Source organism: Candidatus Reidiella endopervernicosa (genome assembly GCF_013343005.1).
Taxonomy (GTDB): domain Bacteria; phylum Pseudomonadota; class Gammaproteobacteria.
The window spans coordinates 2,119,277-2,141,419 of record NZ_CP054491.1; the positions used below are offsets into that span (position 1 = coordinate 2,119,277).

At 54.5% G+C, this 22,143-nt stretch carries 21 protein-coding genes and 2 pseudogenes; 14 read left to right on the plus strand and 9 right to left on the minus strand.

Features of this window, described 5'->3' with window-relative positions; genetic code table 11:
* Positions 1-333: 333 nt before the first annotated feature.
* The 3 genes from HUE57_RS11825 to HUE57_RS11835 form a co-directional block, all read right to left on the minus strand.
* Positions 334-867, minus strand: a complete 534-nt coding sequence (locus tag HUE57_RS11825) for a hypothetical protein (protein WP_174673250.1) — start codon at positions 865-867, stop codon at positions 334-336.
* Positions 868-915: 48 nt separating this feature from the next.
* Positions 916-1,641 (minus strand): hypothetical protein, encoded by a 726-nt coding sequence (locus HUE57_RS11830; RefSeq protein WP_174673251.1) that lies wholly within the window; start codon positions 1,639-1,641, stop codon positions 916-918.
* A 1,036-nt stretch (positions 1,642-2,677) separates the two neighbouring features.
* Positions 2,678-2,989 carry an RICIN domain-containing protein gene (locus tag HUE57_RS11835; RefSeq protein ID WP_174673252.1) on the minus strand — a complete coding sequence of 104 codons (312 nt, stop codon included), beginning with the start codon at positions 2,987-2,989 and terminating at the stop codon, positions 2,678-2,680.
* A 390-nt stretch (positions 2,990-3,379) separates the two neighbouring features.
* Between HUE57_RS11835 and HUE57_RS20315 the strand changes: the two are divergent.
* Positions 3,380-3,535, plus strand: a pseudogene (locus HUE57_RS20315) (transposase); the annotation flags it as partial.
* 692 nt (positions 3,536-4,227) lie between these two features.
* On the opposite strand, the gene HUE57_RS11845 reads toward HUE57_RS20315, so the two are convergent.
* The 6 genes from HUE57_RS11845 to HUE57_RS11870 all read right to left on the minus strand — a co-directional run bounded on the left by HUE57_RS11845 (position 4,228) and on the right by HUE57_RS11870 (position 10,656).
* Entirely contained in the window at positions 4,228-5,160 is a 933-nt protein-coding gene (locus HUE57_RS11845) for an EF-hand domain-containing protein (RefSeq protein WP_174673253.1), read from the minus strand.
* 78 nt (positions 5,161-5,238) lie between these two features.
* Positions 5,239-6,369 (minus strand): succinyl-diaminopimelate desuccinylase, encoded by a 1,131-nt coding sequence (gene dapE / locus HUE57_RS11850; RefSeq protein WP_078482557.1) that lies wholly within the window; start codon positions 6,367-6,369, stop codon positions 5,239-5,241.
* Positions 6,370-6,381: 12 nt separating this feature from the next.
* Positions 6,382-6,729: an ArsC family reductase gene (locus HUE57_RS11855; protein ID WP_078482556.1), complete on the minus strand. Its 348-nt coding sequence runs from the start codon at positions 6,727-6,729 to the stop codon at positions 6,382-6,384.
* Between the two features lie 37 nt (positions 6,730-6,766).
* Positions 6,767-7,354: a Maf family protein gene (locus tag HUE57_RS11860; RefSeq protein ID WP_078482555.1), complete on the minus strand. Its 588-nt coding sequence runs from the start codon at positions 7,352-7,354 to the stop codon at positions 6,767-6,769.
* A 20-nt stretch (positions 7,355-7,374) separates the two neighbouring features.
* A complete protein-coding gene (gene oadA / locus HUE57_RS11865) occupies positions 7,375-9,207 on the minus strand; it encodes a sodium-extruding oxaloacetate decarboxylase subunit alpha (protein ID WP_078482554.1) in 1,833 nt (610 codons plus the stop codon).
* Between the two features lie 30 nt (positions 9,208-9,237).
* The gene (locus HUE57_RS11870) at positions 9,238-10,656 is read right to left on the minus strand and encodes an acetyl-CoA carboxylase biotin carboxylase subunit (RefSeq protein WP_078482553.1); all 1,419 of its coding nucleotides are present in this window, start codon (positions 10,654-10,656) and stop codon (positions 9,238-9,240) included.
* A 228-nt stretch (positions 10,657-10,884) separates the two neighbouring features.
* Here HUE57_RS11870 and HUE57_RS11875 point away from each other — a divergent pair, with 228 nt between their 5' ends.
* From HUE57_RS11875 to HUE57_RS11935, 13 genes and pseudogenes are all read left to right on the plus strand, one after another.
* Entirely contained in the window at positions 10,885-11,394 is a 510-nt protein-coding gene (locus HUE57_RS11875; RefSeq protein WP_174673254.1) for a YceD family protein, read from the plus strand.
* A gap of 30 nt (positions 11,395-11,424) precedes the next feature.
* Complete coding sequence (rpmF, locus tag HUE57_RS11880; RefSeq protein ID WP_078484568.1) at positions 11,425-11,604, plus strand: 50S ribosomal protein L32; 180 nt, start codon at positions 11,425-11,427, stop codon at positions 11,602-11,604.
* 79 nt (positions 11,605-11,683) lie between these two features.
* The gene (gene plsX / locus HUE57_RS11885; protein ID WP_172840350.1) at positions 11,684-12,703 is read left to right on the plus strand and encodes a phosphate acyltransferase PlsX; all 1,020 of its coding nucleotides are present in this window, start codon (positions 11,684-11,686) and stop codon (positions 12,701-12,703) included.
* Positions 12,700-13,668, plus strand: coding sequence for a beta-ketoacyl-ACP synthase III (locus tag HUE57_RS11890; protein ID WP_078484570.1), 969 nt, complete (start codon positions 12,700-12,702; stop codon positions 13,666-13,668). Before plsX ends, HUE57_RS11890 begins: the two co-directional genes overlap by 4 nt.
* A 55-nt stretch (positions 13,669-13,723) precedes the next feature.
* Positions 13,724-14,665: an ACP S-malonyltransferase gene (gene fabD, locus HUE57_RS11895; protein ID WP_078484571.1), complete on the plus strand. Its 942-nt coding sequence runs from the start codon at positions 13,724-13,726 to the stop codon at positions 14,663-14,665.
* Entirely contained in the window at positions 14,665-15,408 is a 744-nt protein-coding gene (fabG, locus tag HUE57_RS11900) for a 3-oxoacyl-ACP reductase FabG (protein WP_078484572.1), read from the plus strand. Before fabD ends, fabG begins: the two co-directional genes overlap by 1 nt.
* 232 nt (positions 15,409-15,640) lie before the next feature.
* Positions 15,641-15,877 carry an acyl carrier protein gene (gene acpP, locus HUE57_RS11905; protein ID WP_078484573.1) on the plus strand — a complete coding sequence of 79 codons (237 nt, stop codon included), beginning with the start codon at positions 15,641-15,643 and terminating at the stop codon, positions 15,875-15,877.
* A 94-nt stretch (positions 15,878-15,971) separates the two neighbouring features.
* Positions 15,972-17,213 carry a beta-ketoacyl-ACP synthase II gene (gene fabF, locus HUE57_RS11910; RefSeq protein WP_078484574.1) on the plus strand — a complete coding sequence of 414 codons (1,242 nt, stop codon included), beginning with the start codon at positions 15,972-15,974 and terminating at the stop codon, positions 17,211-17,213.
* Positions 17,214-17,291: 78 nt separating this feature from the next.
* Positions 17,292-18,630: pseudogene (locus HUE57_RS11915) on the plus strand (aminodeoxychorismate synthase component I).
* Positions 18,627-19,433: an aminodeoxychorismate lyase gene (gene pabC / locus HUE57_RS11920; RefSeq protein WP_078484575.1), complete on the plus strand. Its 807-nt coding sequence runs from the start codon at positions 18,627-18,629 to the stop codon at positions 19,431-19,433. Before HUE57_RS11915 ends, pabC begins: the two are co-directional and overlap by 4 nt.
* Before the next feature lie 83 nt (positions 19,434-19,516).
* Positions 19,517-20,509: an endolytic transglycosylase MltG gene (gene mltG / locus HUE57_RS11925; RefSeq protein ID WP_236860581.1), complete on the plus strand. Its 993-nt coding sequence runs from the start codon at positions 19,517-19,519 to the stop codon at positions 20,507-20,509.
* A 21-nt stretch (positions 20,510-20,530) separates the two neighbouring features.
* Positions 20,531-21,163, plus strand: a complete 633-nt coding sequence (gene tmk, locus HUE57_RS11930) for a dTMP kinase (RefSeq protein ID WP_078484577.1) — start codon at positions 20,531-20,533, stop codon at positions 21,161-21,163.
* Positions 21,156-22,127, plus strand: a complete 972-nt coding sequence (locus HUE57_RS11935) for a DNA polymerase III subunit delta' (RefSeq protein WP_078484578.1) — start codon at positions 21,156-21,158, stop codon at positions 22,125-22,127. The genes tmk and HUE57_RS11935 overlap by 8 nt, the downstream gene beginning before the upstream one ends.
* Positions 22,128-22,143: the final 16 nt, after the last annotated feature.

Consider the following 22,143-nt stretch of genomic DNA (forward strand, 5'->3'; position numbering starts at 1 on the left):
AGCGGTTAAACAACGACCAAAACCCCGTTCATCTGCTGACTAAATCTCGCCATATTTCAAAGGATGAAACCAGAAAGTATGGCCATCCCAAGAAGCTTAACTAAGCGCTTAACTTAACCAACTCAGACCCGCTACTTGAAGCTGGCCGATTTATCCATGGCCAGCTTTCCGAATTGGGCAAAGTGGGCCTTGTTCCCCGTCGGTGTCGTACCAGATGTGATCGTTGACCACATTGAGAGTAGTTCTCGGGCACCCTCACCGGAAGCGAGCATTCGTGGTATATCGACCGGTTGTCCTGCTCCAGCCCGATTGGCCACTAGTTGTGGGTGGGCATTATCTAAATCTGCAATACGCTCGACCATGGATGTCATTACTGATAGCCAATCCAATTACGATCTGTGGACCAGTGGATAAAACGGCCTTGGCCACTGCCCTCGCTGAGGTTTTAGCAACTTCGGACACGATCTTTGCCGCCAGTTTCGTCCCAAGCCTTCTGGTCGCGCTACTCGCGGCCTGGGAACCTGATCTTAATCTGGATAGCGCCTGCCCAAAATCGTAGTACCCCTTGAAGCGATGAGGGAAAAGATATAATGAGACACTATTTTTGGGAACCAAGGTCACAAGACCGGCCACAGTAACACCGGCTTCTACTGCTACACCACGGAGCATACTTCTAGTGATGAGCTCATCAAAATTGGGAGGCACGGCATCGAATTTTACAAGGGTTCGATCGGGTGTTGTTCTACGAACACTTTCTAAATATTCTGCACGCTCGTATGCCGTGGTCCAGGCATCCAGAGCATCCAGGGCATCCTGAGCAAGAAATACACGATACTCGCGAATGGCCTCGCCGGCGCTGACCGCCATGGAGAGCGAAGTGAGGGCGGTTAGTCCCCGATAGTCGACGCCGTCTGCCTATTCGTAGTTGAGAGCGCGAGCGAACGACGAAGAAGATGCAGCAGCGGCTTTATGTCGGCGTAGAGTCACTGAGGGAGTTGTGTAGAGCCGCGAAGAGGTGATTACGCAACGTACGCAGGACGGTCGGGGCGCCGAAGGCATAAACGGTCGCGTTAAGTTTTTGCTGTTTGCTTGGGCTTGGATGCCCAAAACAAACTTTCGCAAAAATAGCGACTCCCCGGTACTTATCAGAAGTTGTTTCTCCGCTGCTGTGGCCTGACCAGGCTTTTCTGCCGCCATGACCAGTCGCGAAAAGATAGCCACCTTCAGTATATCGCTCTCCTCGGGTACTGTTGCGATCTCGTCCCAGACCGCCTTGCGGAACTCAGCAGCACTCATCTCCATCTTTGGTGCAATGTCGGTCGCAATGGTATTGATCAGCTTGCCATCCTTGACCAGGTCGAGTGCAACCTGCTCGGCACCACGCAGACCAAACAGCCCTCGCTGCGTGTACGCGGCTGTTTCCCAATTCAGAGTGAGCACATCGCAGGCATTGTTAGCATAAACAGGGTGATGTGATCGTGTTGTCATAACCGAGCATTGCCAGCAGGTCGCGCCATCTCCCTTGTTGATTGCCGGTTTGCTCTGGCGAGTCAGTTCGGTGTTGCGTGTCTGCAGAGCGATAGATACCTTGGGGTCCCTTGTGCTGATCAGATCGAACACCTGATCCTTCGGACAACTCAAGGACTCGACCTCTGTGGCCTTGGCAAAGATAAAACCACCATCCTTCTCGCAGGCCGCATTGCCGTCGATAGTATTGACGGTGCGATCCCAGGCAGTCGGACAGACCCAGCAACCACCGCCTGCGGCGGTGCTCTGACTGCCTCTTATTTTCGCGTCCTTAATTTCTCCCGGCCCACATTGGGCTTTCTTGACGACGCTAGCCTTGGCATGCCTCTCACCTATGAGTCTGGAGCAGGCCCGTCCTTTGCTATCATTGATATGGTAGGCAGTGCGCTTGTAATTGGATGGGCAGGTAAAGCAACCACCACCGCCATCAAAGAATGTGCCGGATCTACATTCATGAGGCCATATGGTTTTCTGTTGGCGAGTTGCCGCCTTGAAGTCTTCTCTCTGAGGGATATAACAGGCATTGGGCATGTCGATATGGGCGGCGGAGCGATTATAACCAGCCGGACAGCTGAAACACTCTCCGTCACGGATAGGGTCGAAGAAGCTGCCATCCGAGCATAGCTTTCCTACGAACCGGGCAGGCCCGAATTCACCGCGTGCGTTGCGGTCCGGTTTTCGACAGGCACGCTCAGTGTGAATAGCCGCAGCAGATCGTTCGTAGCCTTGCGGGCAGCTCCAGCATGACCAGTTAGTCAGATCGAAGAAGCTACCAGCCGGACATTTGCCTACCGCATTGCCAATGAGCTTGGCTGACTCATAGCCACAGGCCTCCTGTCCCGGCAGACCGCAAAGGGCTCGGATGTACCGACCTTGCCGAATCCGAATGCACCATATGCCCAAGTTTTCAGGGGTGGCAATTCCTCATTAGGATTCAGGTTGAGTTCGCTAGGACTCAGGGTGACATCGATGGTGGTGGTGTCCGGATGCAGAGTGAGTTCGGTGGTGATACCGGTGCCCTGGTTCAGAACGATGTCGGTATCCTGATGCTGGGTAGTGCTGGTGCTCTGCAGGTTTAGGTTTCCAGGCTCAATATTATTTCGGCTGAAGCCTTTGTTAGTTTCAGTACTGGCCACGACTATTACCACGTTTAACCAGAGGGGCATGAGGGAGTTTTATCGGTATCCAGCACCTTATAGTATCTGGTCTGGGCACTGTGTCTGGACTTGTACATGTTGGTCAGGCGATAGTTGCCATTACCCATTTGTTTCAGTTTCCATAACTGGCCACTGTATTTTCTGGTGGGGCCGATAATCAGCTTCTGGCTGTCGTTCTCCAGTGAGTGCTTGTCGCCGAGGCCGAGATTGGTGATTCGATAATAGCCATTATCGGTGGCTTTGAATTTCAAAGCTGTTTCTGGCCCGGTTGGTTGAGTCATGTCCAACGCATTATTTACCCCCACCGTCAGCGCTCATGCCTTTCTTCAGTGAAGCGTTACTCAGCAGATAAGTAGCCTGAGAGTCTGGAAGGGCCGCTACGGCCATATCTGTCATCGTTAAGATGAAGACCAGGCTGATCGCTCTAATATGTTGAATCGACTCATCGTTATCTACCCTTCAGATAGTTAATTGTTGTATTTAAGGAGGGTAGTAAGTCCACGTCATATGACTATATGATTTGTTACGTAGCAAGAGAAGATTATATTGAAAACGTCAGCATCCACTATTAGCCAAAAGTATGAATATTGAGAAATTTACAAGTTAGGTAGTTGAAGGTGATCAGGTAATCCCTCCGAGAATCAGCGGCACTTATAAGTAGACTTTTCTAACATAGATAACCTGGGATAATCTACATGAAGAAATCTCGTTACAGTGAGTCCCAGATTATTAGCATCCTGAAAGGGGCACAAAGCGGTATTCCAATTGCTGAATTATGTCGAAAGCACGGCATGATCGACGCCACTTTTTATAGCTGGCGGCCTAAGTACGATGGCATGGATGTCAATAATGAAGCGCATGAAGGGGTTGAAGGAAGAGATGCCGACTGAAAATGATCTATGCTGAAGTGAAGATAAAGGCCGAGATCATCCAGAAGGCAATGGAAATAGGTGGTAAAGCTATCTCAGCGAAGGGAGATGGTGCAAAAACGGTAGAGGGCTGAGGTGTTTTCATCCGGCTGGCTCGCATGGTTTTCGGTATCAGCGAAACCTGCTATCGATATCGGGCCATATGCTTGGGTAACATGCCCTGATTGTGGACTGGCTATTACGCTTGACCACATCTAGCCAGGAAAGCCCCAATAGAACGCCTACGTTGAACTATTTAATCGATCAGTGCAGCACGAATGGCTGGATCAGCATCTGTTTGAAATATCGCACATGCACAGGAAGCAGCAATATGCCGGTTATGGCATTACAGCAATGAACAATCCAATATGGTCATTGGCGGTATCACTCCGAAACAGGAATTACTGATAGTCGTATGACCTCTACTTCTGAACACCATTATTAATGGGGATTGCCCATGCTGCGTAGAGATTCTTGCTGCTATTGAAAATAGATCTGTCAAAGTTTTCAACGTTCCTATTTAAATCCTAACAACAGGTCGGCAGCCAGTCCCAGGCTCCCATCGTTGCGGTAGAACTGACCGCGCTGGCTGATCACATCACTGCCGTTTAGTAGCTGATAGGTGTTCTTCGCATTCAGCGAGATACCGACACACCCGCCTCGAAGAGGCTTCGTTGCGACTGCTGTCCGCTGCTGTCGATCTGCAGTAGTTTTAGCTTGCTGTATATCTCATCCTTGCGATCGATGCGTCCATCACCGTTTTTGTCGTAATCGGCGAGTGCCATAAAGCCGTTTTCGTGGCCGTTCTGATCGCCGAAGAGTTCACGACCATCATCAATATGTCCATTGCCATTACGATCAAAGGCGAGCATTGCATCGTTGCCGGTGATAAAGCTGGTGCGGTCGAGAATGCCATCGGCATTGATATCGAAGTTCACCCCATTCTCAATCCCGGTGGTCTGGATACCGTTTCCATCCAGATCGAGTGCCAGTGGATCGGCGCGTCGTACCGGCTGCTCGATATTGCTGCTTTGACGTAGCGAGAACTGTTCAAACTCGGTGCGGTTTATCGAAACACTAAGTCGATCCTCGCTCATCTCGATATCGATCGACACGGCTTCAAATCGGACATACTCAATCTCAATCACCGAGTCGGCAGCGAAGATGGTGATATCGGTCGATTCGAAGATCTGCGTCTCGGCAGAGAGATCAAACGACTCAAATTCGCCGGCTCCCTCATTCAGATCGAGAATCTGGCGCAGAAAGTTGGCATAGAAGCGGTAGTTCTCATCAAGCTGCACTTCTCCCTCAGCAGGCAATGCATCCGGATTGCTCTCGGCAGTGAACGTTGCTGGAGCTTGTGCAGGGAGGGCAGTGGGTAGAGGGGGGATTGCGACCGGTATTCGGCCGCAGGCGACATCTGGACGGTTCTCCAGCGCACGTGGATTGCCGGGTACCGGCAGTCGTTCACGTTCAGATTCAGGTTTTCCGGGGGGCGATGCTGAAACAGGTGGTGCTGGGCGACGCTGCACAGCTTGCTGTGCGGAGGGGAGCTGCTCTATGGCCATGACGGATACCTCTGCCAAGTTGGACATTCTCAGAGAGGTATAACGGCCGAACTGTTTTTTACTTTAGTCTTCTCTGTGCTATTTGCTCAGTAGCTCAATCAGGATCTGTTCATAGATCTCGGAGAGTTTGTCGAGATCGCTGACTGAGACCTGTTCGTTGACCTTGTGGATGGTGGCGTTGAGTGGGCCAAGTTCGAGTACCTGCGCGCCAGTTGGCGCGATAAAACGGCCATCGGATGTGCCGCCCGCAGTGTTGATCTCGGGCTCGTATCCACAGCTCGACTTAATGGCACTACGGGTTGCTTCTAGCAGTGCACCACCCTCGGTGATGAAGGGGTTACCGGAGAGCGACCACTCAATTTCGTAGTCGAGCTGGTGGTTGTTGAGAATCGTTTCGACCTTCTCACGTAGACCGGCATCGCTCTGTTGGGTTGAGAAGCGGAAGTTGAACAGCAGGCTCAGCTCGCCGGGAATGATATTGGTTGCGCCGGTACCCGCCTCGATGTTGGAGATCTGGAAACTGGTGGGTGGAAAGTAGTCGTTGCCTCTGTCCCACTCGATTGAGGCCAACTCGGCCAGTGCGGGTGCGGCGTTATGGACCGGGTTTTTTGCCAGATGCGGGTAGGCGACATGCCCCTGGATACCTTTGATGACTAGCTTGCCGTTGAGTGAGCCACGACGACCGTTCTTAACGACATCACCGACCCTGGCGGTGCTGGTCGGTTCACCCACCAGACACCAGTCGATCTTCTCGCCGCGTGCCTCCAGAGTGTTAATGACCTTGACGGTACCATCAGTCGCTGGCCCCTCTTCATCACTGGTGATCAGTAGTGATATTGAACCGTTGTGCTCAGGGTGGTTGGCGACAAAACGTTCCAGTGCGGTAGTAAAGGCAGCGATGGGGCCCTTCATATCGGCAGCACCGCGACCGTGCAGCATGTCACCTTCAACCACGGCATCGAACGGTGCGTGTTGCCAGCGCTCGACGGGACCGGTTGGTACCACGTCGGTATGACCGGCAAAGCAGAAGAGGGGGCCGCTATCGCCACGACGTGCCCAGAGGTTATCAACTTCACCAAAGCGCATCGGTTCAATCTTGAAACCGAGTGCCTGAAGATGTTCGATAAGCATTGGCTGGCATCCGGCATCATCGGGAGTGACAGATGGACTGCTGATTAACGCCTTGGCGAGTTCGAGGGTGTCGCTCATATCGCTTCCTTGTCAGAGACCAAACAGGCTAGCGTAATCGCTATCCTTGAAGCCGATCTGTATCGCGCCGTCGTGATCGAGTACAGGGCGCTTGATGAGAGTGGGGTGTTCAATAAGTAGTGCCACAGCTTTTGTCTTGTTAAGACCGTCGCGATCTTGTTCATCAAGCTGACGCCAGGTGGTACTGCGACGATTAAGTAATAGCTCCCAGTCGACCGATTTGGCCCAGCCATCGATCAGTTTTTTATTGATGCCGTCGGCACGAAAATCGTGGAAGGTGTAGTCGATACCGTTGGTCTCGAACCACTTGCGTGCTTTTTTTACCGTATCGCAGTTTTTAATTCCGTATAGCGTGGTCATGTGATTTTTCTTTATTGTTTTAATTAAAGAGCAGAGACTAAATTACGCGCACGCCGCTGTTACCGAGCATGGCAATTAATTTGATCAGTGGCAGGCCGATCAGGGCGTTGGGATCTTCGCCCTCCATCTTCTCAAACAGGGCGATACCGAGCGCTTCCGACTTAAAGCTGCCGGCACAGTTATAGGGCTGTTCACGTTTGAGGTAGTTGTTGATCTCTGATTCGCTTAGATCACGGAAGGTGACATAGAAGGGAACGACGATCTCCTGAGCCTGTTTTGAAGCTGAATCGTAGAGGCAGAGGCCGGTGAGAAAGGTGACGTGTTTTCCCGAGGCCGCCGTGAGCTGCTGCATGGCGCGCTCATGATCACCCGGTTTGCCGAGAATCTCATCGCCCAGCACTGCCACCTGATCGGAGCCGATGATCAGTGCATCACTATGGCGCTCGGCGACTGCTTCGGCCTTGGCGCGTGAGAGGCGTGCCACCAGTGCCGCAGGCGTTTCATCCTCAAGACGACTCTCATCGACATCGGGTGAGTCGGTCTCGAAGTGGATGCCGAGTTTGTCGAGCAGTGCTTTACGAAAGGGCGAGGTAGAGCCGAGGACAATCTTTCTCTCAGTGGTCATTGCTTACTTCTTTAACTCTCTTATTCAATTTCAATCAGTGCTTCGTCGGGATTAACGCTGTCGCCCTTTTTGATGTGGACCGCCTTGATGGTGCCGGTAATTGGAGCCTGTACCTCGGTCTCCATCTTCATCGCCTCGGTGATCAACAGTGGATCGCCAGCGGCGACCTCATCACCCTCACTGACCAGTACATCGACAATGGTGCCGGGCATCGAGGTCTTCACGTGGCCGGGCTCGGTGGCGCGTAACCGTTTGCTGGTTCCCTTGTCGGCCACACCGGTCTTGCCGGGGCCGCCGGGGGTGAGTGAGACCATCTCGCCGAGGCTCTCGATCATCAGCTCCTCCGGCACGCCATCAATCGACATGTAGAAGGGGCGCTGCTCCTGATCCCACTTGCCGGCACCCGTTACATTAATATGGTAGGTCTCGCCGTGTAGTGTGATGGCGAACTCGGTCGGTGCAAAACAGACCGCACCCGGCGCATCATCGGGGTGTTGCTCAAGCGTTTCGGGCGTGAGTGTACCGGCCTCGCGCTCCTCAAGGAAGGTTTTGCCGATCTCGGGGAACATGGCGTAGATGAGCAGGTCTTCGTCACTCTTCGCCAGCTCACCGATATCACCACGTAGTTTGTCCATCTCATCGTAGAGAATGTCTGCGGGTCGGCAATCGATGATCTTCTCATCACCGATGGCGGCACTGCGAACCTCTTCGTTAATCTCGCCCGGTGCCTTGCCGTAGTGGCCGAGTAGGTAGTTTTTCACCTCGTTGGTGACGGTCTTGTAGCGTTCGCCGGTAACAACGTTGAGGACCGCCTGGGTACCGACAATCTGTGATGAGGGGGTGACCAACGGTGGAAAACCGAGGTCTTCGCGTACCCGTGGTATCTCGTCCAGAACCTCATTGATGCGATCGAGTGCACCCTGATCTTTTAGTTGTGAAGAGAGGTTTGAGATCATGCCGCCCGGAACCTGATTGACCTGTACGCGGGTGTCGAGTCCAGTCATGTCACTCTCGAACTGGTGGTAGTGCCTTCTGATCTCGCGGAAGTAGAAACCGATCTCCTGTAGCAGGGTGAGGTCGAGGCCAGTGTCGTATTCGGTGTTGCGGAAGGCGGCCACCATGCTCTCGGTGGGCGAGTGGCTGGCACCGCTGGCCATTGAAGAGATGGCGGTGTCGATGCGATAGCAGCCGTTCTCGATCGCCTTGAGCTGGCACATCTCGGAGAGACCCGCGGTGGCGTGGCTGTGCAGGTGCAGTGGCAGGTCAACCGCGTCACGCAGGGCGGCGACTAGATCGGCGGTGACCATCGGTGTGAGCAGGCCGGCCATATCCTTAATCGCAATCGAGTCACAGCCCATCGATTCCAGCTCCCTGGCCATGCTGACGAAGGTCTCGGTGGTGTGCAGCGGGCTGGTGGTATAGCAGATCGCCCCCTGTGCATGTTTGTCGACGGCCTTCACCGACTCGATCGCGGTGCGCAGATTGCGGGTGTCGTTCAGTGCATCGAAAATGCGGAAGACGTCGATGCCGTTATCGGCTGAGCGATCGACAAAGGCGCGCACTACATCGTCTGAATAGTGGCGGTAGCCGAGCAGATTCTGTCCACGCAGCAGCATCTGCAGGCGGGTGTTGGGCAGTGCTTCACGCAGGGTGCGTAGCCGTTCCCACGGATCCTCTTTTAGAAAACGGATGCAGGCATCGAAGGTGGCTCCGCCCCAGACCTCGAGTGACCAGTAACCGACACGGTCGAGCCGCTCACAGATCGGCAACATATGTTCGGTGCGCATGCGGGTTGCCAGCAGTGACTGGTGCGCGTCGCGCAGGATGGTGTCGGTAATCTCAACCTTTGGCATCGAAGCCTCTCCGGTTATTCATAACTATGGTTAAAGCCCCATGTTGGCGGCGATGGCTGCGGCAATGGCAGCAGCCAGCTCGCGTGGGCGTTGTCGTGTCGAGTAGTTGATCAACTCGGGGTGGCTCTCAACAAAGCCGGTATCGAAGCGTCCACTACGGAAGTCGGCCGAGCCGAGGATCTCCAGATGATAGGGGATGGTGGTCTTTACGCCGAAGACGCCGATATCGTTGAGCGCACGCTGGGTACGGTTGAGCATCTCATCCCAGTCGAGCGCCCAGACGATCAGCTTGGCGCACATCGAATCGTAGTAGGGGGGGATTTCGTAACCGGTATAGATCGCACCGTCGGTACGCACGCCGGGACCACCCGGTGCAAAGTAGCGGGTGATGCGACCGAAGCTTGGCATGAAGTCGTTTTTCGGGTCTTCAGCATTGATACGGAACTCCATCGCCCAGCCACGACGGGTGATCTCATGCTGCTCATAACGCAGCGCCAGACCTGCGGCGATACGAATTTGCTCCTGCACAATGTCGATACCGGTGATCTGTTCGGTGACGCAGTGTTCGACCTGGAGGCGGGTGTTCATCTCCATGAAGTAGAAGTTGTCTTCGCTGTCCATCAGGAACTCGACCGTTCCAGCGTTCTCATATCCAGCGGCCTTGGCGGCGGCCACCGCATAGTCACCGATCTGTTGACGTTGTTCTTCATTGAGCTGTGGCGAGGGGGCGATCTCGATCAGTTTTTGGTGGCGACGCTGAATCGAACAGTCGCGTTCGAACAGGTGCACTACGCTGCCGTGGCTGTCGGCCAGAATCTGTGCCTCGATGTGACGCGGGTTGATGACGCACTTTTCCATGAAGACCTCGGCACTACCGAATGCCTTGGTCGCCTCGGAGATGACACGGTCGTAGTTGCTGGTGAGCGATTCGGCATCGTCGCAGCGACGAATACCACGGCCACCGCCGCCAGAGGTCGCCTTAAGCATGACTGGGTAACCGATCTTCTCAGCCAGTGTGAGCGCCTCATCGACGCTGGAGAGGTTATCTTCACTGCCGGGGGTGACAGGAATGCCGGCGGAGATCATTGTCTTGCGTGCTTCGGTCTTGTCGCCCATGCGGCTGATGACTTCCGCCTTGGGGCCGATAAAGCGAATGTTGCGCCTCGCACAGGCGGCAGAGAGTTCGGGATTCTCGGAGAGGAAACCGTAGCCGGGGTGGAGCGCGTCACAACCCGACTCGACGGCGATATTGACGATGCGGTGTACGTTCAGATAGCCAGCGACGGTGTCGGGGCCGAGCGAATAGGCCTCGTCAGCTTTTTTTACATGCAGCGCATTTCTGTCTGCTTCGGCGTAGATGGCGACCGATTTGATCCCCATTTCGGCACAGGCGCGTACAATACGCACCGCGATCTCACCCCGATTGGCAATAAGAACTTTTTTAATCAACTGATTTGATCCTTTCCAGGGTGCGAGATGGTGTCGTCAGAGAGAGCGATCTACAGGGCTATATAGTCGATAGAACGGCCATGCATAGGGTTTACGGTAAAGCTTGTTGGGTGTCAACCCGTCACGAGGTGACAGATGTGCCCAAACATACCGATTTATATAGAGAAATTCTTTGACACACCGTAGTCAAAACAATAGAATTGCGCGCTTATGTTTGGCCGCTTACCCGTGTTTGTTGACCTTAAACGTTATGCTGATCAAGGCGTGATGCTTGAAGGCGAACTCGAGTTAAGCAAAATGTCCAGGTTGTTGGAGTCGCTCACCTCCGATGAGGGGAGTATTAAGGTTGCGATCAACTTCGGCATTGATGAGCAGCGTATTCGCTATATGCGAATCGAGGCAACTGCAGAGCTGATGTTACGTTGTCAGCGCTGTATGCAGCCAGTTGAGCAGCAGGTAGTGCTCAATTCAGCGTTGGGGCTGATCAGCAGTGAGGCTCAGGCCGAGAGGCTGACAGGGGAGTATGAACCGTTTCTAATCCCTGATGAGCAGGCTGCGATAGCGGAGATTATTGAGGATGAGCTGATTTTGGCGCTTCCGATTGTTCCCCGTCATGCCGATCAGCTTGCCTGTGCGCCGGTTGACTACTCATCGGACGATGCCGAACAGGAAAAGGTTGTCGAACAGGAAGAGAAGGTGAACCCCTTCGCAGCCCTGAGCGATTTGAAGAAACATTGAATTTTTGACAGTTAGTTAGGAGCCACGACCATGGCCGTACAAAAGAACCGTAAGACCCGTTCAAGACGTGATATGCGCCGTTCACACGACGCACTCACCGCCCGCGCACTCTCAATCGATCCTACCTCTGGTGAGACTCACGTGCGTCATCACATCACCGCAGACGGCTTCTACCGTGGTCGTCGTGTCATTGCCGAAAAGGGCGAATGATGTTCCGTTTGGAGCGGCATTTTGCCGCTCCGGACAACCTCTCCAGTACCACTAAACTAACTCGAAGGGCATGGATCGGATGACGATTGTCTCTCTCGATGCCATGGGTGGCGACGCAGGCCCAGATGTCACTATCCCGGCGGCCGAAATCGCACTCGAAGCTAATCCCGATCTCAAGCTGATTCTGGTTGGCGATCAGGAATTACTCACCAAACGTATAGCGGACCTTAAGCCAGCACTGGCTGAGCGGGTTTCAATTCGTCACGCCTCGCAGAAGGTGGAGATGGATGAGTCTCCTTCATCGGCACTGCGTGGCAAGAAGGACTCCTCGATGCGGGTTGCGATCAACCTGGTTAAAGAGGGTGAGGCGGGTGCCTGTGTCAGTGCCGGAAATACCGGTGCGCTGATGGCAACGGCGCGTTTTGTGCTCAAGACTCTGCCCGGTATCGATCGTCCTGCCATCTGTACCTCGATCCCCTCGGTTGAAGGGCACAACCATATCCTTGATCTCGGCGCCAATGTCGACTCCAGCTCTGATCACCTGTTCCAGTTTGCAGTGATGGGATCGGTGCTGGCGAGCGCGGTTGATAATATCGAATCGCCTCGTGTGGCACTGCTCAATATTGGTGAGGAGGAGATCAAGGGTAACGATCAGGTGAAGCGCGCGGCGTCGATATTGGCTGCAAGCGAGCTTAACTACATCGGTTATATCGAGGGTGATCAGGTCTTTAAAGGTGGTTCGGACGTAGTGGTCTGCGACGGTTTTGTCGGCAACGTGATGTTGAAGACGACCGAGGGGGTGGCGAAGATGATCAGTCACTTCATGAAGGAGGCCTTCATGCGTGGTCCGCTCTCCAAATTGGCCGCGGTTATTGCGATGCCGGTGCTGAAATCTTTCCGTAAGCGTATCGACCCGCGCCGTTATAACGGTGCCAGCCTGCTCGGCCTGCGCGGTATTGTGGTGAAGAGCCACGGTGGTGCTGATGCTTTCTCATTTGCCAACGCGATCAAGATTGCCACATTGGAGGTGAGCAAGTCGGTACCTGAGCGCATCCACTCTGAGCTGGAAACGCTACTAACAAGAAGAGAAGCGGTTTGATCTATTCGCGAATTGCAGGAACCGGCGGACATCTACCGGAGAAGGTGCTGAGCAACGGCGATCTGGAAAAGATGGTCGATACCAACGATCAGTGGATACGTGATCGCACCGGCATCGAGAAACGCCACATCGCCGCTGAGGGTGAGACCACCTGTGACCTGGCCGAAGTGGCCGCACGCAAGGCGATTGAGGCTGCAGGTCGCAGTGTCGATGAGATCGATCTGATTATCGTTGCGACCACCACCCCTGATCGCGTCTTCCCGAGTACTGCCTGCCTGCTACAACAGCGACTTGACATCCACGGCTGTGCTGCGTTTGATATCCAAGCGGTCTGTACCGGTTTTGTCTATGCCCTTGGTGTGGCCGATAAATTCATTAAGAGCGGTTCGGCCAAATGCGCGCTCGTCGTCGGTGCCGAGACCCTGTCACGCATTGTTGACTGGAATGATCGCACCACCTGTGTGCTGTTTGGTGATGGTGCTGGTGCGGTGGTGCTAGAGGCATCCGAAGAGCCCGGTATTCTCTCCACCCATCTGCACGCTGATGGTAAGTATGAGTCGCTGCTAACGGTTAATAGTGGTGTCTCCACTAATTATCAGCAGGTGCTCGACCACGGTGCCTATATCGAGATGCGTGGTAACGAGGTCTTCAAGATGGCGGTTAATACTCTGGGTCGCATCGTTGATGAGACTCTCGCCGCTAATAATATGGAGAAGAGCGATATCGACTGGCTGGTGCCGCATCAGGCCAATACCCGCATTATCGGTGCGACGGCCAGAAAGCTGAAAATGTCGATGGATCATGTGGTGGTCACGGTTGACCAACACGGCAATACCTCTGCCGCCTCAGTACCGTTGGCGCTTGACGCTGCTGTGCGCGATGGCCGTATTAAGCGCGGTGAGACGCTGTTGTTGGAGGCGTTTGGCGGCGGCTTTACCTGGGGCTCAGCGCTACTGAAGTTCTGATTCGGTCAACACCCCGCATATAGAACAAGAACTACTCAATCAGGAAAAACACTCAATGAACTTTGCTTTTGTCTTTCCCGGTCAGGGATCACAATCGGTCGGTATGCTCGCCGATCTGGCAGAGGGCCATCCGGTCGTCGCCGATACTTTTGCCGCAGCATCCGATGCGCTCGGCTACGACCTCTGGAAACTGATCCAGGATGGTCCTGTAGAAGAGCTTAATAAAACCCATATCACCCAGCCTGCGATGCTGGTCTCCGGTGTTGCCGTCTGGCGCGCCTGGCAGGCAAAGAGCGGTGCCACTCCTGCGGTGATGGCGGGTCACAGCCTCGGTGAGTACACCGCGCTGGTCTGTGCAGGGGCGCTCGCTTTTGAGGATGCGGTCAAACTGGTCGAGAAGCGTGGGCTGCTGATGCAGGAAGCGGTTCCGGCGGGTGAGGGTGCCATGGCGGCAATTCTTGGTCTCGACGATGAGGCTGTTATGAGTGTTTGTGCCACAGCGGCAGAGGGTGAGGTCGCAGAAGCGGTTAACTTCAACTCGCCGGGGCAGGTGGTTATTGCAGGCAGTAAGGGTGCAATTGAGCGCGCCATGGTGCTGGCCAAGGAGCAGGGTGCAAAGCGTGCACTGCCGCTGCCTGTCAGTGTGCCGTCGCACTGTGCGCTGATGAAACCTGCGGCTGAGAAGATGGCCGAGGCGTTAGCGGCGACCGAAATCAAGGTGCCTGCAATTCCCGTTATTCATAATGCGGATGTTGTCAGCCACAACAGTGGTGATGATATTCGCGATGCACTGAAGCGTCAGCTACATATGCCGGTCCGCTGGGTTGAAACGGTTGAGAAGATCAATGCCGACGGCATCGGCACTTTGATTGAAGGTGGTCCGGGTAAGGTGCTTGCGGGGCTGAACAAACGTATCGTCAAGACAATGACTGCAATGCCGGTCTTTAGCGGTGATACGCTGGAGAAGGCGTTGGCTGAGATTGGAGGAGAAGCGTAATGAGCTTAGAGAATCAGATTGCACTGGTTACCGGTGCCAGCCGAGGTATCGGTCAGGCAACTGCCCACGAGCTGGGTCGTATGGGTGCGACCGTGATCGGCACTGCGACCAGCGAAGGTGGTGCGGAGAAGATCGGTGCGGCGATGGCTGAAGCGGGTGTTAAGGGGGTGGGTCGGATGCTGAATGTGACCGATCAGGCCTCGATCGATACTCTGCTTAAGGCGATCGGTGATGAGTTCGGAGCGCCGACTATTTTGGTCAATAATGCCGGAATAACCCGCGATAACCTGCTGATGCGTATGAAGGATGATGAGTGGGATTCGATTATCGATACCAATCTCAGTTCAGTCTTTCGCCTCAGTCGCGCCTGTCTGCGCGGCATGATGAAGGCGCGCCAGGGGCGCATTATCAGTATTGCGTCAGTGGTTGGTTCAATGGGTAACGCCGGTCAGACCAACTACGCGGCGGCCAAGGCGGGCATTATGGGCTTTACCAAGTCACTGGCACGTGAAGTTGGTTCACGTGGTATTACTGTGAATACCGTGGCGCCCGGCTTTATCGATACCGATATGACCCGCGCCCTTCCCGATGAGCAGAAGAAGGCGCTGCTGGATGTGATCCCGCTCAATCGTCTCGGTTCGGCCGAGGAGATTGCCCAGTCGGTTGGCTTCTTTGCATCGCCGGCTGCGGCCTATATCACCGGTGAGACGCTGCATGTAAATGGCGGAATGTACATGGGGTAATCGACTCATCGGAGTCGGTTGGCCGTTTGATGGGCGTAGCCAATCAATAAATGGCATTAACAATAATCGTTAACTGATTGTTTATTAATAAGTAATAGATATTTGAATTGACGGATTTGCAACGCTTAAATTGGACTTCACATAGGTGTGGAACCGTGCGTTCGATTCCAATACAATAGCCGCCGCAGCCCAATACGGCATAAAGAGAACAAGTCTGGAGGATATATCAGTCATGAGCAGCATCGACGAACGCGTCAAGAAGATTGTAGTAGAACAGCTGGGTGTTAAAGAGGACGAAGTGACCAACGAAGCCTCTTTCGTAGACGACCTTGGCGCAGATTCACTCGACACCGTCGAGCTGGTAATGGCCCTCGAAGAAGAGTTCGAGTGCGAGATTCCAGACGAAGAAGCAGAGAAGATCACCACCGTTCAGCAGGCTATTGACTACGTCACCGCCAACCTGGACTAAAATCTGCTGTTTCAATATAGGGCCGTAACTGCACTCGCTGCAGTTGCGGCCTTGTAGCTTCAGTACATACGTAAATATTCAAGAGGTAGTCGCATTGTCGAAGCGTCGCGTCGTAGTGACCGGTATTGGTGCCGTCACCCCCGTTGGTCTCAATGTTGAAGAGACCTGGAAAAACATTCTTGCTGGTAAATCGGGTATTGCTCCAATTACCCATTTCGATGCAGCTGCATTTTCCGTGCGTTTTGCCGGTGAGGTGAAGGACTTCGACATCACTGAATACATCACCAACAAAGATGCCAAGAAGATGGACCCCTTTATCCACTATGGCATTGCCGCAGCGTGTCAGGCGATCGACGATTCGGGCATTGAAGTGACCGATGAGAATGCTGAGCGAATTGGTGTTGCGATCGGTTCCGGTATTGGTGGTCTACACACCATCGAAAAGACCGATGCGGTCTACCATAAGAGCGGCCCACGCCGTATCTCTCCCTTTTTCATACCTAGCAGTATCACCAACATGATCTCGGGTAACCTCTCGATCAAGTACGGTATGAAAGGTCCAAATATTGCCATCGTCACGGCCTGTACCACCGGTACACATAATGTCGGCGATGCGGCTCGCATGATCGCTTATGGTGATGCCGATGTGATGGTGGCTGGTGGTGCCGAGATGGCAACTACTGAACTGGGTGTGGGTGGCTTTGCCGCTGCTCGTGCACTCTCCAGTCGTAACGATGATCCTGAGAAGGCGAGTCGCCCCTGGGATAAGGATCGTGATGGCTTTGTACTCGGCGAGGGTGCCGGTGTTGTTGTGCTTGAGGAGTATGAGCACGCCAAGGCCCGTGGTGCGACCATCTATGCCGAAATGAGCGGTTACGGTATGAGCGGCGATGCCTACCACATGACCATGCCTTCAGAGGGTGGTGAGGGCGCGATGCGCTGCATGGTAAGTGCGATGCGCGATGCGGGTCTTAACCCAGATCAGATCGACTACATCAATGCCCACGGTACCTCCACACCGGCGGGTGATATTGCCGAGACGATGGCAGCGAAGAATGCATTTGGTGACCACGCTTACAAACTGGCGATGAGCTCCACCAAGTCGATGACCGGTCATCTTCTCGGTGCTGCCGGTGGTATTGAGGCGGTCTTCTCAATTCTGGCAATTCGCGATCAGGTGGCTCCGCCCACCATCAATATCGACAATCCAGATGAGGGTTGTGATCTCAACTATGTCGCCCACGAGGCGCAGCAGATGGAAGTCAATGCAGCGCTCTCCAACTCCTTCGGTTTTGGCGGCACCAACGGTTCGCTGCTCTTTACCCGTCTGCGTTAAATATCGCTGCCCCAGCGCAGCGAATCGCCTGTGACGCAACCGGCAGCAGAAAGCGGAGAAAATACGGTCTCAATCGAGATCGCCTCGAAGATCGATCTGCTCGATCTTCACCGCTTCAACCGCGAGCGTTATCCTCATCTGCTTGAGAGCGTGCTACATGGCACGGCTCAGGCGCGATACGACATCCTGTTTGCCTTTCCTGATCACTACCTCACCCTGATGCAGAGTGGCGATCTGAATGAGCCTCTGGGCTGATCAGGAACGCCCCTTTCTGTCTGAACTCGATCGCTGGTGGCAGCAGAACCGTATCGAGGTCTGTGATAGTGAGCTTCCTTTCAGCGGAGGCTGGTTTCTCTATCTTGGCTATGAGCTGGCAGGGGAGATCGAACCGACACTTAAGCTCCCAGCGACGCGTTCTCAGTTTCCCATTGCGATGGCTGTTCGCCACCCAGCAGCGGTTATTGTCGACCATCAGGCTGGTACAACCCATCTTGTTGTCGAGGCGGGCCGTGAGGAACAGCTGGCATCACTACAGGCCGATATCGAGGCAGTGACACAGAGTCAGTCGCCACGGACCCAGGCTATTAGCGCGCGGATCGAGGAGGAGCCTGCCGAGCGCTATCTCGATGCGGTTGAGCGCATTCTCTCCTATATCCGCGAGGGTGATGTCTTCCAGGTCAATCTTTCACGTGAGTGGAGTGGGACGCTACAGGAGTCGGTTACTGCCGCTGATCTCTATAGTGTGCTGCGAACCACCAACCCAGCGCCCTTTGCCGCACTGGCTACCTTTGGTGAATCGGCGGTGGTCAGCTCGTCACCGGAACGACTGGTATCGGTGCATGATGGAGTCGTACAGACTCGCCCAATTGCCGGAACCCGTCCGCGCAGTGAACGGCGTGAGGATGATCAAGTACTTTCAGAGACACTGATGTCACACCCCAAGGAGCAGGCTGAGCACATCATGTTGATCGATCTTGAGCGTAATGATCTCGGGCGCGTCTCGGTACCGGGCAGCGTTGAGGTCGATGAGTTGATGGTGCTTGAAAGCTATGCCCATGTGCACCACATCGTCTCCAATGTGCGAGGCAGATTGCGAGAGGGTGTCACGCCCGGTGAGGTGATTCGCGCCACCTTCCCCGGCGGTACCATCACCGGCTGCCCCAAGGTGCGTTGCATGGAGATTATTGCCGAGCTGGAGCAGACCGGCCGTGGCCCCTATACCGGTTCGATCGGTTACCTCAATCGTGACGGCAGCATGGATCTCAATATCCTGATCCGAACCATGCTGCTTGAGCAGCAGCAGGTGACCTTCCGCGCTGGTGCGGGCATCGTGACCGACTCCATTGCCGAGCGTGAACTCGAAGAGACACGCGCCAAGGCGCTCGGCATGCTGCGTGCGCTGGAGCCTCAGTCATGATTCTGGTTAACGGAAAACGCGGCATGACGGTTGATCTACTCGATCGCGGTTTCCAGTATGGCGATGGCCTGTTTGAGACAGTTGCCTTCAGTGGTGGTGAATTGGCCCATTGGGATCGTCATATGCATCGTCTTGAGCAGGGGTGTCTGCGTCTTGGCATCCCGACGCCCGACCTCGAGCTGCTACGCAAAGAGGCGCAGCAGCTGATCAAGGGGGAGGAGCGGGCCGTCATTAAGCTGATCATCACCCGTGGTAGCGGAGGACGTGGCTATCGTCCACCCATAGAGGCGAAACCGACACGCATCGTGGCCCGTTACGGCTGGCCTGCCTATCCCGATGAGTTTGCCGAGCAGGGCATCTGGCTACGACTCTGTGAAACCCCCGTTAGCATCAATCCACGCCTTGCGGGACTTAAGCACCTCAATCGACTCGATCAGGTACTGGCACGCGGTGAGTGGGATGATGATCAGGTTCCTGAAGGGTTGATGCTCGATGCCGATGGCTGGGTAGTTGAAGGCACGCAGAGCAATCTCTTTATTATCAAAGAGGGTCGACTCGTTACGCCCGATTTGTCGCGTTGTGGTGTCGCTGGCATCATGCGTGAAGTAGTGATTGAGGCGGCTGCAATGGCTGGGATTGAGTGTGAGATCGGCGCGCTCTCACTCGAGAGTGTTAAAGCAGCCGATGCACTCTTTGTCTGCAACAGCCTGATCGGAATCTGGCCGGTTCGACAACTGGGTAAACAACTATTCAAAATAGATGCAATCACCCGCACCCTACAACAGGCCGTGGGCCACACATAGATAGATGGATTTGTGATTTGTTTCAGAGCATTCAACCACCAGTAACGTATCTACAGATGAGAGGTTTTGCACGAACTCTGCTGATGGCCGTGATCCTTTTTATGGCTGCAGCGGTGATCGGTTTTTTCTGGCTCAATCACCAGTACGAACAGTTTCTGCAGACTCCCCTGAGTATCGATGAAGAGGGATTGGAACTGGTGGTGGCAGAGGGGAGTGCCTTGAAGGGTATTGCTTCTGATCTGGCCAATCGTGAGGTGATAAAACAACCTCGCTATCTTGAGTTCTATGCTCGCAGCAACGATCTGGCGCAGCGTATCAAGGCAGGTGAGTATCGAATCGATGCAGGTGCTCGACCGGCCGATCTGATCCAGCAGATCGTCGACGGGAAGGTGATCCACTACAGCGTTACACTGATCGAAGGGTGGAATTTCCGTGAGTTGATGGCGGCGATTAAGGCTCATCCACAGCTTGAGCAAACGCTGACAGAGACCGACGGGGCTGGTGTAATGAAGGCGCTTGGTGAGCCCGAGCTTCATCCCGAAGGGCTCTTCTATCCCGACACCTACCACATCACACGCGGTACTTCCGATCTGGCGCTGCTCAAACGTGCCAGAGCAAGGATGAAGCGGTATCTCGAGCAGGCGTGGCAGGCGCGAGATACGAAGTTACCGTTGAAATCTCCCTACGAGGCGCTGATTCTTGCCTCAATCGTGGAGAAGGAGACCGGTGTGGCCGAGGAGCGCCCGACCATTGCAGGTGTCTTTACCCGACGTCTCAATAAGCGGATGCGGTTGCAGACCGATCCGACGGTAATCTACGGCATGGGTGAAAGCTTCGATGGCGATATACGCTTTCGTGATCTGAAGCAAGATACCCCATACAATACCTATACACGTAGAGGACTACCGCCAACTCCAATTGCGATACCCAGTGGTGCTGCAATCGATGCGGCGCTGCATCCGGCCGATGGTAAGAGCCTCTACTTTGTTGCCGATGGTAGTGGTGGCCACACCTTCTCGGCAACACTCGAAGAGCACAATCGCGCGGTGCGTAAATATCAGCTGCGCCGCAAGTAGAACAACAATAAAAGGGCATTCATGCGAGGTCGTTTCATAACCGTTGAGGGTACCGAGGGCGTTGGTAAATCGACCAACCTCGAGTTCATTCGTCAGCAGCTCGAGGCTGCTGGAATCGAAGTGGTGCAGACCCGCGAGCCGGGCGGTACACCGTTGTCCGAGGATATCCGTCAGCAGCTACTCGATCATCGCCATACAGGCATGTCTTCCGACTGCGAACTGCTGCTGATGTTTGCTGCACGTGCTGAGCACCTGGCCAAGGTAATTGTGCCAGCACTCGAAGCAGGTAAGTGGGTACTTTGCGACCGTTTCACCGACGCCACCTACGCCTATCAAGGCGGTGGACGCGGTATAGATACCAGCCGTATCTCGGCACTGGAGAATTGGGTGCAGGGCGAGTTACGTCCCGATGCTACGCTGATCCTCGATGTGCCGGTTGAGATCGGACTGGCACGTGCCAGTCAGCGAGGTGAGCTTGATCGTTTTGAGCGCGAGAAGGAGGAGTTCTTCAACAACGTGCGCAACGCCTATCTCTCACTGGCTGAGCAGTATCCAAAACGAATTCACATCATCGATGCGGCTCCCGCGCTTGAGGTGGTGCAGTCACAGCTTGCGGATGTACTGAAACAGATCATGGAGCCAAACGGTGATTGAGCGCTTCGCCTGGCACGACCCGAATTGGCATGAGCTGATCGAGCGCAAGCGTAGCGGGCGGTTTCCGCATGCGCTGCTCTTCAACGGTGCTGGCGGTACCGGCAAGGCACAGCTCGCGCTGGCACTTAGTCACGCACTGCTGTGTCAAAACCCGGCCGAGACAGGAGAGGCGTGTGGCCAGTGTAAGTCGTGTCTGCTGATCGAGGCGGGCAGTCACCCCGATCTACTGACTCTCACCCTCGAAGAGGATGCAAAAGATATCAAGATCGCCCAGGTGCGTGAGTTGATGTCGCAGCTGGCGCTGACCAGCCAGTACGACGGCTATAAAATCGCTATCATCTGGCCAGCCGAGCGGATGAATATCAACTCCGCCAATAGTCTGTTGAAAACGCTGGAGGAGCCTGCCGACAATACCTTGCTGATTCTGGTGACGGCACAGCCATCGCGCCTGTTGCCAACGATTCGCAGCCGCTGCCAGCAGATCAACTTCACCCTGCCACCACACGATATGGCGCTGCAGTGGCTTGCCGAACAGAGAGTCGAGCAGGCGGAGTTACTGTTGGCGCTCGCCGATGGGGCGCCACTGCTGGCAGCAGAGCTGGGTGAGAGCGAGGCGCTGGAGCAACGCAGTACGCTGTTCGCGGCATTTAAGGCGCTCAATATGGGCAAAAACGACCCGATCTCGGTGGCCGATATCTGGGGTAAGAGCGAACCGACAACCTCTCTGCGCTGGTTGATGTCGTGGGTGATGGACATGATTCGTCTGCGCATGGGTGGGAGTCGTGAGATGCTGGCCAATCCCGATATCGAGCAGGATTTGCAACGCCTTGCGGAACCGTTAGACTTAGCCGAAATGTTCAAGCGTTTCGACCAGATAGCCGAATCGCTTAGACTGAGTTCAGCTACCATTAATCAGCAGTTACTGCTTGAAGAGACGATGATGAGTTGGGCTCGTAACCGATAAGAGATAACTAGAAAGA

Excerpts from the sequence above, each read along its gene's own strand:
- mltG (WP_236860581.1), top strand. The coding sequence starts at position 19,517 with ATGGCCGTGATCCTTTTTATGGCTGCAGCGGTGATCGGTTTTTTCTGG.
- HUE57_RS11825 (WP_174673250.1), bottom strand. The coding sequence starts at position 867 with ATGGCGGTCAGCGCCGGCGAGGCCATTCGCGAGTATCGTGTATTTCTT.
- oadA (WP_078482554.1), bottom strand. The coding sequence starts at position 9,207 with ATGCCAAAGGTTGAGATTACCGACACCATCCTGCGCGACGCGCACCAG.
- tmk (WP_078484577.1), top strand. The coding sequence starts at position 20,531 with ATGCGAGGTCGTTTCATAACCGTTGAGGGTACCGAGGGCGTTGGTAAA.
- fabG (WP_078484572.1), top strand. The coding sequence starts at position 14,665 with ATGAGCTTAGAGAATCAGATTGCACTGGTTACCGGTGCCAGCCGAGGT.
- HUE57_RS11855 (WP_078482556.1), bottom strand. The coding sequence starts at position 6,729 with ATGACCACGCTATACGGAATTAAAAACTGCGATACGGTAAAAAAAGCA.
- fabD (WP_078484571.1), top strand. The coding sequence starts at position 13,724 with ATGAACTTTGCTTTTGTCTTTCCCGGTCAGGGATCACAATCGGTCGGT.
- HUE57_RS11845 (WP_174673253.1), bottom strand. The coding sequence starts at position 5,160 with ATGGCCATAGAGCAGCTCCCCTCCGCACAGCAAGCTGTGCAGCGTCGC.
- pabC (WP_078484575.1), top strand. The coding sequence starts at position 18,627 with ATGATTCTGGTTAACGGAAAACGCGGCATGACGGTTGATCTACTCGAT.
- acpP (WP_078484573.1), top strand. The coding sequence starts at position 15,641 with ATGAGCAGCATCGACGAACGCGTCAAGAAGATTGTAGTAGAACAGCTG.
- HUE57_RS11860 (WP_078482555.1), bottom strand. The coding sequence starts at position 7,354 with ATGACCACTGAGAGAAAGATTGTCCTCGGCTCTACCTCGCCCTTTCGT.
- dapE (WP_078482557.1), bottom strand. The coding sequence starts at position 6,369 with ATGAGCGACACCCTCGAACTCGCCAAGGCGTTAATCAGCAGTCCATCT.
- plsX (WP_172840350.1), top strand. The coding sequence starts at position 11,684 with ATGACGATTGTCTCTCTCGATGCCATGGGTGGCGACGCAGGCCCAGAT.
- rpmF (WP_078484568.1), top strand. The coding sequence starts at position 11,425 with ATGGCCGTACAAAAGAACCGTAAGACCCGTTCAAGACGTGATATGCGC.